At 73.8% G+C, this 16,222-nt stretch carries 15 protein-coding genes; 7 read left to right on the plus strand and 8 right to left on the minus strand.

Annotated features, from left to right (window positions below; translation table 11 throughout):
- The 8 genes from FMEAI12_RS12400 to FMEAI12_RS12435 form a co-directional block, all read right to left on the minus strand.
- Complete coding sequence (locus FMEAI12_RS12400) at positions 1-591, minus strand: DUF4442 domain-containing protein (RefSeq protein WP_071063212.1); 591 nt, start codon at positions 589-591, stop codon at positions 1-3.
- Positions 588-1,877 (minus strand): acyl-CoA dehydrogenase family protein, encoded by a 1,290-nt coding sequence (locus FMEAI12_RS12405; protein ID WP_112106143.1) that lies wholly within the window; start codon positions 1,875-1,877, stop codon positions 588-590. The genes FMEAI12_RS12400 and FMEAI12_RS12405 overlap by 4 nt, the downstream gene beginning before the upstream one ends.
- A 24-nt stretch (positions 1,878-1,901) precedes the next feature.
- Positions 1,902-3,137 carry an NAD(P)/FAD-dependent oxidoreductase gene (locus tag FMEAI12_RS12410; RefSeq protein ID WP_112106144.1) on the minus strand — a complete coding sequence of 412 codons (1,236 nt, stop codon included), beginning with the start codon at positions 3,135-3,137 and terminating at the stop codon, positions 1,902-1,904.
- A gap of 98 nt (positions 3,138-3,235) precedes the next feature.
- On the minus strand, positions 3,236-5,131 hold the full coding sequence (locus tag FMEAI12_RS12415; protein ID WP_165938859.1) for a long-chain fatty acid--CoA ligase: 1,896 nt from the start codon (positions 5,129-5,131) through the stop codon (positions 3,236-3,238).
- A 204-nt stretch (positions 5,132-5,335) separates the two neighbouring features.
- A complete protein-coding gene (locus FMEAI12_RS12420; protein WP_071063295.1) occupies positions 5,336-5,986 on the minus strand; it encodes an HAD family hydrolase in 651 nt (216 codons plus the stop codon).
- A 55-nt stretch (positions 5,987-6,041) separates the two neighbouring features.
- A complete protein-coding gene (locus FMEAI12_RS12425) occupies positions 6,042-6,887 on the minus strand; it encodes an MBL fold metallo-hydrolase (protein WP_071063206.1) in 846 nt (281 codons plus the stop codon).
- A 288-nt stretch (positions 6,888-7,175) separates the two neighbouring features.
- Entirely contained in the window at positions 7,176-8,141 is a 966-nt protein-coding gene (locus FMEAI12_RS12430; RefSeq protein ID WP_112106152.1) for a LysR family transcriptional regulator, read from the minus strand.
- 129 nt (positions 8,142-8,270) lie between these two features.
- A complete protein-coding gene (locus FMEAI12_RS12435) occupies positions 8,271-9,542 on the minus strand; it encodes a cytochrome P450 (protein ID WP_071063201.1) in 1,272 nt (423 codons plus the stop codon).
- Positions 9,543-9,828: 286 nt separating this feature from the next.
- Between FMEAI12_RS12435 and FMEAI12_RS12440 the strand changes: the two genes are divergently transcribed.
- The 7 genes from FMEAI12_RS12440 to FMEAI12_RS12470 all read left to right on the plus strand — a co-directional run.
- The gene (locus FMEAI12_RS12440) at positions 9,829-11,709 is read left to right on the plus strand and encodes an AMP-binding protein (protein ID WP_112106147.1); all 1,881 of its coding nucleotides are present in this window, start codon (positions 9,829-9,831) and stop codon (positions 11,707-11,709) included.
- A gap of 34 nt (positions 11,710-11,743) precedes the next feature.
- Positions 11,744-12,532: a ferritin-like domain-containing protein gene (locus FMEAI12_RS12445; RefSeq protein ID WP_020461491.1), complete on the plus strand. Its 789-nt coding sequence runs from the start codon at positions 11,744-11,746 to the stop codon at positions 12,530-12,532.
- On the plus strand, positions 12,529-13,209 hold the full coding sequence (locus FMEAI12_RS12450) for a PaaI family thioesterase (RefSeq protein WP_112106148.1): 681 nt from the start codon (positions 12,529-12,531) through the stop codon (positions 13,207-13,209). Before FMEAI12_RS12445 ends, FMEAI12_RS12450 begins: the two co-directional genes overlap by 4 nt.
- The gene (locus FMEAI12_RS12455; protein WP_020461493.1) at positions 13,209-13,472 is read left to right on the plus strand and encodes an acyl carrier protein; all 264 of its coding nucleotides are present in this window, start codon (positions 13,209-13,211) and stop codon (positions 13,470-13,472) included. The genes FMEAI12_RS12450 and FMEAI12_RS12455 overlap by 1 nt, the downstream gene beginning before the upstream one ends.
- Positions 13,469-14,365, plus strand: coding sequence for a cyclopropane-fatty-acyl-phospholipid synthase family protein (locus tag FMEAI12_RS12460; RefSeq protein ID WP_112106149.1), 897 nt, complete (start codon positions 13,469-13,471; stop codon positions 14,363-14,365). Before FMEAI12_RS12455 ends, FMEAI12_RS12460 begins: the two co-directional genes overlap by 4 nt.
- Before the next feature lie 20 nt (positions 14,366-14,385).
- Positions 14,386-15,315 carry an acyl-ACP desaturase gene (locus FMEAI12_RS12465; protein WP_112106150.1) on the plus strand — a complete coding sequence of 310 codons (930 nt, stop codon included), beginning with the start codon at positions 14,386-14,388 and terminating at the stop codon, positions 15,313-15,315.
- A 38-nt stretch (positions 15,316-15,353) separates the two neighbouring features.
- Positions 15,354-16,222 (plus strand): FAD-dependent oxidoreductase (locus FMEAI12_RS12470; protein WP_368672068.1); only part of this gene is annotated, 869 nt, incomplete at its 3' end.

Raw genomic sequence — 16,222 nt, forward strand, 5'->3', positions numbered from 1 at the left:
TCAGTCTCCGGCGATCGCGCAGGCGTAGTCGAAGTGGAACCGGGCGACGAGCACGTCGGCGTCGTCGTAGAGCAGCGCCCTGACGTCGAGGTCGAACCGCTCCGGCCCGGTGCCGGCCAGGACGCGGCGCGCCTCCCGCTCGTCGACCAGGCCGATCGCGCGCACCCGCCCGTTGGCCGGCTTGCGGAACGTCGAGCGGGCGTCGCGGACGACGAGGTACTCGAACCGGCTCAGCCGCGGCGCGAGCGCCCCGGCCACCGCCGCGGCGCCGGCGAGGTCGGCGGCCAGGAACAGTGCGCCGGCGTGCACGGTGCCGAGCTGGTTGGTGAGGTCGGGCCGGTCGGGGATCTCCACCACCGAGCGCTCCGTGTCGATCTCGGTGATGTCGATGCCGACGAACCGCCGGAACGGCACGATCGCGTTCGCGATCTCCCGGATGCGCTCGAGGTCGGGCGCGCCCGGGTCGGCGGTGGCCGGGCCGAAGATGGCGAACGGACCGGGCCGGCTCTCCCCACCCGCCGCCGCGCCGGGCTGGCCGGGACTGGACTGGCCGGGACTGGTCGCCGTGGTCGGTGCGGACGTCGGTGTCACCGTGTCTCCTCTCCGATGGTGGCCGGCTGGTGGGCCCGCAGCACCCGCTTGGCGATGGAGGTGCGCAGGACCTCGGACGAGCCCTCGTAGATGCGGAACCCGCGGGCCTCGACGAGGAAGCGCGCCACCAGGTGGTCCTCGCAGATCCCGAGGCCGCCGTAGAGCTGCACGACCCGGTCCAGGACCCGCCACACCGCCTCGGCGACGAACGTCTTGGCGATCGCGGCGCCGTGCCGCGCGGCGGAGCTGGCCACACCCTGCTCGTCGAGCACCCGGGCCACCGAGCGGACCAGGGCGCTGGCGGCGGCGATGTCGATCTCGTTGTCGGCGACGTGCGCCTGGGCCATGCCGTGCTCGGAGATCGGCCGGCCGAACGAGCTCCGGCGCTGGATCCACGCGGCCGCCATGCCGTGCGCCCGGACGGCGATCCCCAGCCAGCTCATGCAGAACGCGAGCCGGGCCGGGGCCAGCCGCACCTGGGCGTAGCGCAGCCCGGCGCCGACGTCGCCGAGTACCGCCTCGTCGGGGACGAAACAGTCGGCGAACGTCACCTCGCAGTGCCCGCCCGGGGCGCTGTGGTCCAGGGTGGGCATCCGCCGTCCGACCGTCAGGCCGGGGTTGTCCTGGTCGACCAGGAACATGGTGGTGCCGCCCTCGGTGCGGGCGATGCAGATCGTGAACGCGGCGCCCTCGGCGCCGGTGATGAAGTGCTTCGCGCCGTCGATGACCCAGCCGCCGTCGACCTGGGCCGCCGTCGTGCGGACCATCGACGGGTCCGAGCCCGCGCCCGGCGCCGGCTCGGTGAGCGCGATCGCCGAGCGTGTCTCGCCCCGCAGCAGCGGGTGCAGGTAGCGCTCGGCCTGGCTCGGCGTCGCGACGTCGGCGAGCAGGTGCATGTTCCCGTCGTCGGGCGCCGCGCAGTTCACGGCGATCGGGCCGATGAGGCTCGTCCCGGCGGCCTCGAGTACCTCCGCGAGACCGGCGTTGTCCAGGCCGAGCCCGCCGAGCGCGACCGGCGTCAGCGGCCCGAAGACGCCCGCCGCGCGGGCCGCCCGCTGCAGGCCGACACGGACGTCGTCGTCCATGTGCCGGCCCGCGACGATCAGCTCGCGCTCGACCGGCAGCACCTCGTCGCGCACGAACGCGAGCGTGCGCCGCGCGAGCTCGCCGACGTCGGCGGCCCCCGCGGCGGCGCCCGCCGCCGTGCCGGCCGCGATGCCGGCCGTCGTGCCGTCAGGTGTCGTGCCGTTGCCCGCGTGGGGCGCGGCCACCGGAGCGGTGCTCATCAGCCGATGCCTCCCGATCCTGGATCAGCCGGCCGACAGCAGGCGCTTCTCGGCGGGCATGCCGACCTCCTCGTAGAGCTCCGCGAGGTTGTCGGGGTGGAAGAAGTCGTGGCCGGGAACGCCACCGGCGATCATCCCGAAGAACTTCTTCGTGTAGCGGGGGCTCTGCGCCGTCGCGGCGAAGGCCGAGTGCAGGAACGGCGGCAGCACGAGGTGGGAGAGCGTGCAGGTCAGCTCGAACGTGCCGTGGCTCTCCTCGTCGCGGAGCTTGACGTACTCGGCGGCGGCGTCGTCCAGCGTCCGCTCGCCGGCGAGGCCGGAGTGCAGCCGGTCGGCCAGCGTCTGCGCCTGGAGGAACGCGTCGGTGATACCCCAGCCGGTGAACGGGTCCTTGTGGTAGCCGGCGTCGCCGACCAGCGCCCAGCCGGGCCCGTGCGAGCGCCGGTAGTAGTTGTCCGGGTAGCGCATCGGACGGAACTCCTCGACGCGCCGGCCGCGGGCCCGCAGGTCCTCACCGAGCTCGGGGACGACCGCGTCGAAGATGGCGTGGAAGCTGCCCTCGACGTCGGCGCGGAACTCACTGAACGCCGCGCGGGGCCGGATGATCGACAGCAGGTGCCGGCCGTCGTGGGTGGGCCAGGCGCCGAACTGCTGCTCCCCGAACCCGGTCCGGTGCTGGAACGTCCAGTCCAGGCCCTCGTAGTAGGAGTAGTAGATGAAGCCGGCCGCCGGCACGACCCGGTAGAAGTCCGCGCCGACCTTGTCGGCCACGGTGGACGTCCGCCCGTCCGCCCCGACCACGAACGCGGCGCGGAACTCCTGCTCGGGGCCCTCGCCGGCCCGGCCGCGGATGCCGGTGACCCGGCCGTCGTCGAAGAGCAGGTCGCTGACCGTGAAGCCCTCGATGACCTCGGCGCCGGCCTCGCGGGCGGCGTCGACCAGCAGCTTGTCGAGGATGGTCCGCCGCGGCGAGTAGACCTCCGTGATCCCGTCGATCGGGTCGGCGAAGCCCTCGAGGTGCAGGCCGGTGTAGGAGAAGGTGAGGTGGCGCATCGGCGGGACGCCGGTGGCGGCCAGGCGGTCCAGCAGGCCCCAGTCCCGCAGCCGGGCCAGGCCGGTCTGGTGCATGTAGTGGGTGGAGACGGTGTCGCTGGGGAAGGTCGACCTGTCCACGACCAGGACCCGGTGGCCCTGGCGGGCGAGCAGCATGGCCAGCGGTGAGCCGGCGCAGCGGGCGCCGACCACGATGACGTCGTACATCCTTGAGTGCTCCCGTCGGTCATGCGGCGGAGATGTCAGCGGGCGGAAGTGTCTGCGAGCGGCGGCGTCTCCAGGCCTGAGCCGGCGCCGGCGCCGGCTCAGGCCGGGGCCGGGGCGGCGGCCGGGGAGTAGAGCTGCTCGATCTCGGTGGCGAAGGCCGCCTCGATCGGTGCGCGGCGCAGCTTCATCGAGGGCGTCAGGTGACCGGCGTCGATGGTGAGCTGGGCGGGGAGGATTCGGAACCGGCGGATGGACTCGGCCCGGGAGACCAGGCTGTTGGCGTCGTCGACCGCCTCCTGTACCCGGTCGAGCAGGGCGGGGTGCTCCCACCAGCCGGGGGCGGCGAGGTCGATGCCGTGCGCCGCGGCCAGGGCGCTGAGCGCACCCTGGTCGGTCGTCACCAGGGCGGCGACGTACGGGCGGGCCTCACCGACGACCATGCTGTCGGCGACCAGCGGGTGCAGCCGCATCCGGTCCTCGAGCAGGGTCGGCGTGACGTTCTTGCCACCGCTGGTGACCAGGATCTCCTTGCGGCGGCCGGTGATGAGGAGGAAGCCGTCGGCGTCGAGGTGGCCCAGGTCGCCGGTGTGCAGCCAGCGGGACGGGCCGGCGCCGGGCTCGGCCTGGGTGCCGGCGGGCTCGATCCACGGGTCCTGGCCGGCCCGCCAGTAGCCGGGGGAGACGTTGGGGCCGGCGACCAGCACCTCGCCGTCCGGGGAGATCGCCACGGTGGTGCCGGGGATCGGCTGGCCGACCGTGCCGATGCGGTTGGTACCGGGTTGGTTGACGGTCACCGCCGTCGCGGCCTCGGTGAGGCCGTAGCAGTTCAGGATCCGCACGCCGACGCCGCGGTAGAAGGCCGCCGTGGTGGCGTCCAGCGACGCCCCGCCGCTGATCACGTGGGTCAGCCGGCCGCCGAACACGCCGTTGATCCGGGCCAGCGCCGCCGGGGCGGGCTGCCGCTCGGCGGCCGGGCCGTCCGCTGGGCTGCTGGCCGGGTCGCCGGCCAGGCCGGCGGCCACCGCCGCGAGCTCGGTGTCGGTGTCGACGACGCCGCGCAGCCCCTTGCGGATCTTCTCCAGCGCGTAGGGGACGAGCGCCAGCACGGTCGGCCGGAAGGTCGCCATCGCGGGCAGGATGTCCGGGACCGCCGCCAGCAGGCCGGTCCGCGTGCCGGCGTAGAGGCAGGCGACGAGGATCGTCCGGCCGAAGACGTGCGCCAGCGGCAGGCAGAGCAGGGTCGACGCCTGCTCGACCGCCGCCTCTGATCCCTCCGGCCCCTGCGCCGCTCCGGTGCCCGCGGCGGGCCGCCACACCCGGAACAGCTCGCCGGTGTGCTCGACGGTGTTGGCGCTGGAGGCGAACAGGTTGCCGTGGGTGAGAATGCAGCCCTTGGGCATGCCGGTCGTCCCGCTGGTGTAGACGATCGTCGCGAGCGAGTCCGCCCGGACGGCGTCCCGGCGCCCGGCGAACTCGTCCGCCGCGGCCAGGTCACCGCCGCCGGCCGCGTGGCCCGCGTCGTCGGCGGGGGCCTGCCAGCCGTTCAGGTCGGCCAGCGGCCAGGGCAGCGCGCGCAGCGTCCCGGCACCGGCCGTGGCGACCGCGCTGTGGTGCTCCGGGGTCTCGACGAAGCACCACGCCATGCCGGAGTCGGTCACGATGTGGGTGATCTGCGCCGGCGAGGCGGTCGGGAAGATCGGCACGGTGATCGCGCCGAGGGCGAGGACCGCGAGGTCGGCGACCACCCACTCGTAGCTGGTGCGGCCGACGATGCCGACGCGGTCGCCCACGCCCACCCCGTGGCCGAGGAGCACCGCGGCGACCCGGCGCACGTGGGCGTCGAGCGCGCGGAAGGTGATGTCATGCCAGTCCGTCCCGGTGGGCCGGCTGAGGATCACCCGGTCCGGATCGGTACGGACGCGGTCGTCGACGAGGGAATAAAGACCGCGGTCGTCAGGAAGGACCCGGCCCGCTCCCAGGGTGTACTGCTGCACACCGACCACCTACTCGTGACGAGGGTTCGGATATTTCTCGGTGGATTTACCGAGCCCAGTCTCGATGCATCGTCGGTTGGCTGGCAATGTGCTTCTCGCTAACGATCCGTAAACGTCTCCTATCGCCGGGCTATGGGCGGGAAGGATCGATCGATCGCAATTATTTATCGTTGGTGCGGGGTAACGGTAAAACGCGTGTGAGCGTTAGTCCGTCACCGCGTCCGCGGCCACGGTGGGAATGGCGGCGCGCAGCTGTGCCAGAGTGTCCTCGAGCTCGGCGTGCTCGATCGCCCGCCAGCCCCGGGCCCGGGCCGCGGCGCAGTTGACCGCCAGGTCGTCGATGAGCAGGCAGGCCCGCGGCGGCGTCCCGAACCGCGACTCGGCGAGCTCGAAGATCGCCGGATCCGGCTTGCGCAGGCCCACCTCGAAGGAGTTGACGGTGACCTCGAACGGGTCGACGTCCGGCGCCAGCGCTCGCCGGTGCGGTTCCCACTCCCGCACACTGTTGGTGAGCATGCCGACCCGCACGCCGCTCGCCCGCACCCGGTCGAGCAGCTCGAACAGGGCCGTGTTGACCGTCCGGCCCGCGTACCAGTGGTCGCCGAAGCGGGTCAGGTCGATCCGCGGCGTCCAGGCCGGCGCCAGCTCCGCGGTGACCCGCAGGCCCCACTCGTGCTGGGAGAGCACCCCGAGTTCCAGCGGTTCGATCATCGTCGCCCCGAAGGACGCCGCGACCCGCCGGATCGCGGCCATGAGCTCGGACGTCGGGACTCCCGCCGCGGCCGCCACCTGGGCGAGTGAGCCGGCGATGGAGGAGCTGAGCACGCCGCCGTAGTCGCACCAGACAGCCCGCACCGGCTCCTCCACCGCCCCTGCCGGATCCACGGTGCCTGACGGACCGGACGGTCCGTCAGGCATGCGGGGCCGCCTCGGTGACCCGGGCGGTGAAGCGGCTCGCGGGTGTGGCGATGTGCACCGGGCCGTCGAAGACCCGCTCGGCGTCCTCCTGGCGCGCCCGCAGCCAGGTCGGCTCGGCGGTCACGAAATGTGTCAGGACGAGCTGGCGCGCGTCGGCCTCGGTGGCGGTCCGCGCCGCGTCGGTGGCGCTGAGATGGCCGTGGTCGGTCGTGTCGGTCAGCTCCAGCGTCGCCTCGGCGAGCAGCAGGTCGACGTCCCGGGCGAACGGCACGAGATCCTCGGTCACCCCGGTGTCGCCGGTGTAGGCGATGCTGCCGGACGCGGAGTCCACCCGCGTGCCGCAGTTGGGCACGGCGTGGCGCAGCTCGTGTACCCCGACCGTCGCGTCGCCGACGACGAAGGTGTCGCCCGGCTCGTACTCGCGGACGTCGAAGGCCACCTCGAAGGCACGGTCGAGCAGCGGGATGGTGGTGACGGGGAACAGCGCGGCGAGCGCGCGCAGCCGCTCCCGGCCGCCCCGCGGCACGTACAGCGGCACCGGGGGCCGCTGTACCTGGCTGGCCAGTTCGGGCAGCGTGGGGAACAGCTCGGCGAACCGGCCGTGCCCGGCCAGCAGCGTCTTACCGACGGGCAGCAGGTCGTAGCAGTGGTCCAGGTGCAGGTGGCTGATGACCACGGCGTCCAGCCCGCGCGGATGCATGATCGCGCTGAGCGCGGTCGCGGCGCCGGGGCCGCAGTCCAGCAGCAGGCGGGCCGCCTCGGTCTCCACCAGGTAGCTGGAGCTGCACTGGCCGGAGGCGGGCATCCCCGACCGGCACCCGAGGACAGTCAACTCCATGGGGTCACGTCCATTCTGTTCGGACCGGCCGCGCGGCCGGCACCGTCGGTGTGCCGCCGCCGGGTCACGCTCCGCCGCCGGATGGGCGCGTGCCACTGCCGGCACGGCCACCGGACGGCCCCATGACCTCCTCGTACGGCGCGGCGGATCGGCGGGGCGACCAGGTGAATCTGACCGCTCGAGCGATGTTGCGCGCCAGGCCGGTTCTCGGCAACGCATGAATGACGAACGAACCATTCGGGATGCCTATCGCCACCGCACCGCCCGGCGGGGCCGGGGGATCCGGGGTCAGCTCTCCTTGGCTGGCCCCGGCCCCGGAACGGGGGCCGGAGCCGCACCCGCACCCGGAGCCGCGGACGGGCCGGGCTCGGTGAACGGGCCGGCGGCCTCGAGGCAGTCCAGGAAGGCACCGACCACGGGCTGTGGGTCCGGGCGCCACACGGCGTACATCCCGACCGTCGGGGTCGGGTCGACCAGGCGCACCGCGGCGAGCCCGTGACCGGGCGGATGCGCGCCGCGCGCCGCCGAGGCGAACCCGACCACCGGTTTGGTGGTGACCACGATCCCGGTCGCGCCGGAGTCGTCCACCTCGTCGGAGACGGTCAGCGCGATGCCGCAGCGGTCGGCGGCGGCGAGGATCGCGTCGTGCATCGCCGGGCTCTGCTCCCGCCGGAACAGGACACACGGCTGGTCGGCCAGCTCCCGGAAGGGAACCTCGGACCGGGCTGCCCAGGGATGGCGCCGGCTGACCACCGCGACCAGCGGCACGGTGAGCACCCGCTGGGAGCGCAGCTGGGCCGAGGGCGGCCCGGCGAAGACCAGCGCGACGTCGAGCCGGCCCTCGGCCAGCGCGGACAGCTGCGGCCCGCTGCGGGCCTCCCACAGCGTCGTCGACACACCCGGGTACTCGGCCGCCAGGCGCAGCAGCGTCGGCTGGAGCACCCGCTGGCCGGCCGGGTAGTTGAAGCCGATGCTGATCATCCCCGTCCGCCCCGAGGCGGCCTCGCGGGCGACGGTGACGGCCCGCCGGGTGGCGTCGAGCAGCCGGCGGGCCTCCGTCTCGAAGGCGCGGCCGGCGGCGGTCAGCTTGACCTCGTGCGAGCTGCGTGAGACCAGCTCGACGCCGATGTCGCGTTCCAGCCGCTGGAGCTGCTGGCTGAGTGAGGGCTGGGCCAGGTGCAGGCGGGCCGCCGCGCGGCCGAAGTGAAGCTCCTCGGCGATGGCGAGGAACGACGCGAGATATCTCAGTTCCATCGCCATCCTCCCGCTGGGCGCCGCTCACGTTACCGGTGGGCGCTAACCGCCGGTAACGCGCACGTGTGGACGGCGGAACGGGAACGTGGCATGTCGTCGTGCATCATGCCGGGTCGTGCGGCGGGACGGTCAGCCGCGGAACCGCACGGGCAGCTCGGCCAGGCCCCTGATCAGCAGGTTCGGCTTGTAGGGCGGGTTGTTGTCGGTGATCTCGGCCTCGCTGACCCGACGGATGAACCCGGCGAGCAGCAGCTCCATCTCGAGCAGCGCCAGCGGCGCGCCGAGGCAGTAGTGGTGGCCGAGGCTGAACGACAGGTGCCGGGCCGGGGGGCCGCCGGCCGAGGAGGTGAACCGCCGCACGTCGAGACGGTCCGGGTCGGGGTAGGCCCGCGGGTCCCGGTTCGCGCAGGCGATCAGGGCGACGACGCCCTCGCCGGGCGCGAACACCCGGCCGGCCACCTCGAGCTCCCGCTTCGCCGCGCGGGTGTTGAGGTGGATCGGCGAGTCGTAGCGCAGCAGCTCCTCGACGGCGGGTCCGATCAGCTCGGGCTCGGCGCGCAGCAGGGCGAGCTGGTCGGGGTTGCGCAGCAGCGCGAGCATCCCGTTGCCGACCAGGTTCACCGTCGTCTCGTGGCCGGCGATGATCAGCGTGACGCAGGTGCCGAGCAGCTCGTCGGCGGTGAGCCGGTCACCGGCCTCCTCGACCTGGGCGAGGGCGGAGATCAGGTTGTCGCCGGGCTCGCGCCGGTGCCGCTCGACCAGCGCGCCGAAGTACTCCAGGAACTCGGGGATGGCCCGGTTGCGCTCCGCGAGTGCCTCGGGCGACATGAGCGCGTCGGGGTCGAACGCCCGGGCCAGCGCCTGCGACCAGACCTGGACGGCCGGGTGGTCGGCGGCGGGGACGCCGAGGATCTCGCAGATGACGGTCAGCGGCAGTGGGTAGGCGATCGTCTCGACGAGGTCGAACTCGCCGGCGGCGAGCGCGTTGTCGAGGAGCTCGTCGACCAGCGCGGTGATCCGCGGCCGCAGCATCTGCACGCTGCGCGGGGTGAAGCCCTTGCTGACCAGGCCGCGCAGCCGGGTGTGGTCCGGCGGCTCCATCCACAGGAACGTGGTGGGGAACGACTCCGCCGGCAGCGTCGGGTGCATCTGGTGGGCTTCCAGGTCGTGCCCCCAGTCCTGGTTCGCCAGGACGGCCACGCAGTCGGCGTGCCGGGTCGCGACGGGCAGCCCGAACGGCGTCGCGTGCAGCGCACCCGCCTCGCGCAGCCGGCTGTAGACGGGGTAGGGGTCGGGTCTCGTCGCCGGGTCGAACAGCTCGGCCAGCAGCGCGGTCGACTCCTCGCCGGCCGGCCCGGATGATCCGGTGCCGGCCGCCGGGACGACGGTGGACGTGGTCATCGCATCTCCAATTGCCGCACGGTTGTTACCGCGATAGCGCCTCGATGTATCGTCCGCTTTCCTTCTGTTTCCCGGCGAGACGATTAACGCCGCCGATGGATCCATAGCGGACCGGTATCCGTGTTTGACGGCACCGGGCGACGGCGCAAGCATTCTCGCGGAAATGCGTGGACGAACCGCCGCCGGTGAACGGTGGCGCGAACGCGTCGGGCGAGACCGGTTGCGGCGCGCGGGCCGCGCGCCGGCACGAGCCGGAAAGCGGCCGGATGCAGATGGAGGGCCCACGATGCACGACGCTCCGGCCGAGGTGGCGATCCCGGCGCCCCGCGCCGTCCCCGTTTCCTCACCTGCTGTTTCCTCACCCGTCAATCTCGTACCTGCCGATTCCGTACCTGCCGATTCCGTGGCCGCCGGCTCGACGGCCGCCGCCGCGCTCGCGGCGGGCACCCTGCACGCCGGCCTGGCCACGGTGGCGGCCCGCCATCCGGGGTTGCCCCTCGACTTCCCCTCCGCCGGAGCGTCGCTGACACTGGGCGAGCTCGTCGCCCGCGCGGACGTCCTGGCGGCAGCCCTGACCGGTGCCGGCACCGGCGGCGCCGCTGGGGCCGGGGTCGTCGCCCGTGACCGGGTCGGAGTGCTCAGCGACAACGCGCCCGACTTTCTGGTGGCCCTGGCCGGAGTGAGCCGGGCGGGAGCCGCCGCGTGCCCCCTGCCGCTGCCCGCCTCCACCCGTGACCTGCCCGGCTACGCCGCGCGGCTGGCGCGCGCGGTCGCGGTCGCCGGCATCCGGCTCGTGCTGGTCGGCGGCCGGACGGCCCGGATGGCCGACCGCTTCGCCGGGGCCTTCGACGGCGTCCGCCTCGTCCGGGTCGCCGACCTCACCACACCGGCCGCCGCCGGCACTGTCCCGGCCACCGGCACCGCGCCAGCCGCCGCTGGCGGTGCGGCCCCGGCCGGCCCGGCGGTGGAGGTGTCACCCGACGAGGCCGCCCTGGTCCAGTTCACCTCCGGTAGCACCGCCGCCCCGAAGGGCGTCGTGCTGACGCACCGCAACATCCTGGCCGGGCTGACCGCGATCATCGACGGCGTCGCGCTGACCGAGGCCGACCACGGCGGCATCTGGCTGCCGCTCTTCCACGACATGGGGCTGTTCGGCACGCTCGCCGGCATCTTCACCGGCATGCCGATGACCGTCTGGTCACCGGCCGCCTTCGTGAAGGACCCGGCCGGCTGGCTGACCGACTTCCTCGGCCGCGGCGGCAGCATCGCCCCCATGCCGAACTTCGCCTACGACCACCTGGCGGAGGCCGTCCCCGCGCCGCGGGAGGCCGGCCTGGACCTGAGCGGCTGGCGGGTCGCCTTCAACGGCGCCGAGCCGGTCGAGCCCGCCTCGGTCGAGCGCTTCCTCACCACCTTCACCCCGGCCGGCTTCGCGCCGGCGGCGATGATGCCCGTCTACGGGATGGCCGAGGCCACGCTGGCGGTGACCTTCCCGCCGCCGGGCCGCGCCCCCGTGCACCGCTGGGTCGACCGCGACCTGCTCGCCCGCGACGGCGTCGCGCGTGACGTGCCCGCCGGCTCGCCGTCCGCCCGCGGGCTGGCCGGGGTGGGCCGACCGGTGCGCGCCATGCGGGTGCGGATCGGCGGCCGCGACGGCACCGGCGTGCTCGGTGACGACCAGGTCGGCGAGATCCAGATCAGCGGCGACGCGGTGACGGGCGGCTACCTGACCGACACCGGCGCGCAGTCGGCCGGCGCGTTCACCGCGGACGGCTGGCTGCGCACCGGCGACCTCGGCCTGCTGCGCGACGGCGAGCTCTTCGTCACCGGCCGGGACAAGGAGATGGTGATCGTCCGCGGGGTGAACTACTACCCCCACGACGCCGAGGAGGCCGCCCGGGACGTCCCCGGCGTCCACCGCCGCCGCTGCGTCGCCTACGCGGACCGTTCACCCGAGGGCGCCGAGACGATGGCAATCCTCGCCGAGACCCGGCTGGTCGACGACACCGAGCGCGCGGCGTTGGCCGCCGCGATCCGGGTGGCGGTGACCGCCGCGCTGGGGCTGGCCGAGATCGCCGTCGCCCTCGTCGGGCCCGACGCCCTGCCGCGGACGTCCAGCGGGAAGTTCCAGCGCCTCGCCGCGCGCGAGGCATGCGTACCGACATGAGTTCCAGGCCCGTTTCCCAGGCAGGTGGAGGCCCATGCACAGCTACGACGTCTTCCGCCGATACGAGCGCCACGTGTGGCGGCTCGCCGACATCCCCTTCGACGAGGTGCGGCCGGAGCTCGTTCGCCCCGAGTACGTCCGGATCGCGCGCGGCGCGGTGATGGGCGAGGCGAACTCGATCGCCGCCCAGCACGGCTTCTTCGACGAGTTCGTCGACGACTACGACTTCTCCGCGTTCATCGCGCTGTGGGGCGGGCAGGAGCTTCAGCACCACTTCGCGTTCCGGGCCTGGCTGGACCAGATCGACGCCCAGGTGGAGCCGGGCGCGGTCGCGGCGATGCGGGAGCCCTACGCGCCGGGTACCACCCCGGCGGCGACCCTGGCGACCAACGTCATCTCCGAACTGACGGTCAACCACGTCTACCGCGCGGTCGCCGCCTGGGTGGAGGAGCCGGTGCTGGCCGCCATCATGACGAAGGCGAGCCTGGACGAGGCCGCGCATGCCCGCGAGTTCATCCACTACACCCGGTGCCGGCTCGCCGAGCACCCGGACGAGCTGGCGTCCGTGCTGGAGACCCTGTTCGTCTACACCGCCGAGCAGCGCATCAAGCACCCGGTGGGTGTCTTCAAGGGCGAGCTGGAGGCCCTGCGCGACCACGACACCATCGACACGGGGTTCACCTACTTCCTCACCCAGGTGGCGACCGAGGGCGAGCTGGCCCACCTGCAGGACAAGATCCGGCGGGCCTTCGGCTCGCTGACCGGCCTGGACCTGACCACCAACGCCCGGGTCCGCCGCAACCTCGCCGAGGCGCTCGGATGACCGCCCCGGCAAAGGACGACCCGTCCGGGACGCTCGCCGACGCGCAGGAGCTCGTCGCGACCCCCTGGGCCGTCCTGGACGACTACCAGTGCTTCGGTTGCTCCCCGCACAACGCCAAGGGCCTGCAGCTGCGGTTCAAGGCCCTCCCGGACGGGCTCGCCACCGTCTTCCAGCTCGGCTCCGCGCACGAGTCCTACCCGGGCGTCGTGCACGGCGGCCTGGCCGGGGTGATCTGCGACGAGACGATGGGCAACCTCATCGTGCTGCGCACCGGGAAGCCGGCGTTCACCACCGCGATGCGGCTGCGCTACCTGGCGCCGATCCCGGTCGGCGCCCCGCACGAGTGCCGGGCGCGGATCGTCAACACCGGGGACACCGGCCTGATCAACGCCGAGGCCGACATCCTCGACGCGACCGGCGGGGTCGTCGCCACCGCCCGCGCCACGTACCGCCCGGTCGCCCTCGAGGCGGCCCGCGACCGCATCACGCTCAGCGACGGCGACGCCGGCCGCCTGGCGGACGTCCTGACCGCGTCGGCCCCCGCGCTCGCCTCGGCGACCGCCGCCGCCGCCGGCGCACCCGGCCCCGCTTCGGTGCCCGCCCCAGATCCAGTCCCTGCGTCTGTGTCTGTGCCCGTGCCTGTTTCCGCTCCCGCGACCACATCCGAGGAGTCCTGATGTCCACGACCGCCGAGCCGGTGCTCGTCACCGTCACCCAGATCGTCGCCACCGAGCTGGCGACCACCGCGGACGCCATCGACCCCGATCTCGACCTGCGCACCGTCGCCGGCGCCGACTCGGTGAAGGTGCTGCGCATGATCGCGCGCATCGAGCGCGCCTACGACATCGAGCTCGACGACGAGGACGTCTTCACGGTGACCACCGTCCGTGAGGTGACCGACGTCGTCGAGCGGGCGCTGGCCGCGGGCGCGGCGGCATGACCGTCGCCGCCGCGCCCCCGGCCGGTACAGCGCCCCCGGCCGGGACGGCGTCCGCCGCCCCGGCCGGGGTCGCGGACACGAACCAGCACTACGACCTCGACCCGGAGATCTTCGGCCTGTTCCTGGACTCCCGCCGCAAGTACTCCAGCGGTCTCTACCGCTCGGAGGGCCTGACGCTGGACTCCGCCCAGCTCGCCAAGCTGCGCTTCGTCGCCGACCGGCTCGGGCTGCGCGGCGGCGAGCGGATCCTCGACGTGGGCTGCGGCTGGGGCTCGGTCGTGCTGCACATGGCCGCCGAGCTCGGCTGCCGCGCCGTCGGGGTGAGCCCGGCCGGGCGCCAGCACGCCTACATCGCCGCCCGCGCCGCCGAGCTGGGCGTCGCCGACCTGGTCGAGACCCGCCAGGGCCACTTCGAGACCCTCGACGTCGAGCCGGCGTCGTTCGACGCGGTGTCGCTGCTCGGGTCCATCGTCCACATGCCCGACCTCGACCTGGTGTTCCGCCGGGCGCGGGCGGTGCTGCGCCGCAACGGACGGCTGTACGTCTCCGAGTCCTGTTTCCGCAACGCGGCCGCGCACGAGGAGTTCGACCGTCGCGGCGGCACCGAGTTCGTCCGCGACTCGATCTTCGGCTGGGGGGACATGCGCCCGCTGTCCGAGCTGGTCCGCGCCGCCGAGGACGCCGGATTCTCGGTGATCTCCGTCGACGACCTCACCGAGGACTACCGCCGCACCATCGAGGACTGGCTGGTCAACGTCGCCGACCGGGCCGACCGGCTCGACGCGATCAGCCCCGGCCTGGCGGCGACCCTCACCCGCTACCTCCAGGTCGCCAACGCCGGCTGGGGCTTCACCACGAAGCACTACGCGCTGGTCTGCCAGAAGTCGCGCTGACGAGCCCGGGAGACGAACCGATGACCACCACGACGACCCGGGCCCCCGTGCTGCGCGGCCCGGTCGACGGGCCCTTCCTGGCCCCCGGCGACATGGCCGAAGCCGTCACCGACTTCCACCGCGCCGGCGCCGCCGAGCGCCGCTGGGACGTCGAGACCGCCGTCGACTGGACCGCGGCCGACGCCAACCGGCTCACCGACGGCCAGCGGTCCGCCGTCCGCTTCATCACCCTGATCGAGGATCACCTGCCGGGCTACTTCGCCGTCTACACCCGGCGGTTCCCGCTGACCGACGAGGTGAGCGAGCAGGACTTCGCCCATCACCGCGAGCTGTACCACTTCACCGTCCGCTGGGCGGTCGAGGAGGACAGTCATGCCCGCGCCCTGTTCCGCTACCAGACCGACTCGGGTATCGCCCGTCCCGACGACCTGCGCCGCGAGCTCGCCGCCGAGGGCCGCAAGCCCTTCGAGCTCCCGCACGACGAGTCGGTGGCGCTGTTCGCCTACGCGCTCGTCCAGGAGAAGGCCACCCAGATCTACTACCAGCAGCTGCGTTCCGTCGTCGGCGACCCGGTGCTCGCCGAGCTGCTCAACCGGCTCAGCCGGGACGAGGCCCGCCACTTCGCGTTCATGGCCGACATCCTGGAGCGGTACCTGCGGGTGTACGGCGACGCGGTCGTCGAGCCGATCCGGGACGTGATCGCCCACTTCCGGATGCCGCTCGCGGACACGATGCGCGGCTACTGGCGCTGGGCGCTGCGGATCGCGGACGCGGCCCGCTACGACCACACCGACGCCTACGAGCACCTGATCCGGATCGTGAACCGCGCCGTCGACGCCCCCTCCGACCGGGTCGACGAGCTGACCCGCTTCGTGGCGGCCTGCCGCACGGCCGCCCCACTCCCGCTCACCACCCCCGCGGCGGTGCCGCCGGCCGCGGCCTCGGCGTGACCGCGCCCAGCGGCGGGGGAGCGCCCCGAAGGGCGAGCGTGCCCGGCGGCGGGAACGTGCCCGAGGCCGGGAACGTGCCCCGGGCCGGGAGCGCCACGGTCGGCGGGGGAGCGGGCCGGCGAGGGCACGCCGTCGTGCTCGGCGCCAGCGTCGCGGGCCTGTTGGCGGCCCGGGTGCTGGCCGAGCACGTCGGCCAGGTGACGGTCATCGACCGCGACGACGTCACGCCCACCGCTGCCGCCGGCCACCGCGGCGGGGCGGCGCAGGGCCGTCACCTGCATGCCCTGATGGAACGGGGCCGCCAGATCCTCGACGAGCTGTACCCGGACTTCACCGCCAAGATCGCCGCAGACGGGGTGCCGACGGCGGAGACCCTCGTCGGCACCCGCTGGTACTTCGACGGCGCCCGGGTCACCCCGGTGCCGACCGGTCTCACCTCGGTGCTCGCCAGCCGGCCGGCGCTGGAGGCCGCTCTGCGGGCCGCGACACTCGGCCACGACCGGATCCGGCTGCTTCCCGGGCTCCGCGCGGTCGGCCTCGTCCGCGGATCGGGCTCCACCCGAGCCGCCGGGGTCGTCGGGGTGCGCGTCGAGCCGCCCGCCGGTGACGCCCCGGCCCGCACCGTCGAGGCCGACCTCGTCGTCGACGCCACCGGCCGCGGGTCCCGCGCCTCGGAGTGGCTCGCCGACCTGGGCTTCGACATCCCACGGGAGGAGACCGTCGGCGTCGACCTCGCCTACGCCTCCCGGACCTACCGCCGGTGGCCCACGGACCTCGGCGGCGACCTCGGCGTCATCATCTCGACGCTGCCGGGCCGGCGCGGCGGCGGCGCTGTCGCCCAGGAGGGCGACCGCTGGATCGTGACCCTCGCCGGCATGCTCGGCGTCCTGGATGAGGCGGTGGATGT

Source organism: Parafrankia sp. Ea1.12, from assembly GCF_900465275.1.
GTDB lineage: Bacteria > Actinomycetota > Actinomycetes > Frankiales > Frankiaceae > Parafrankia > Parafrankia soli.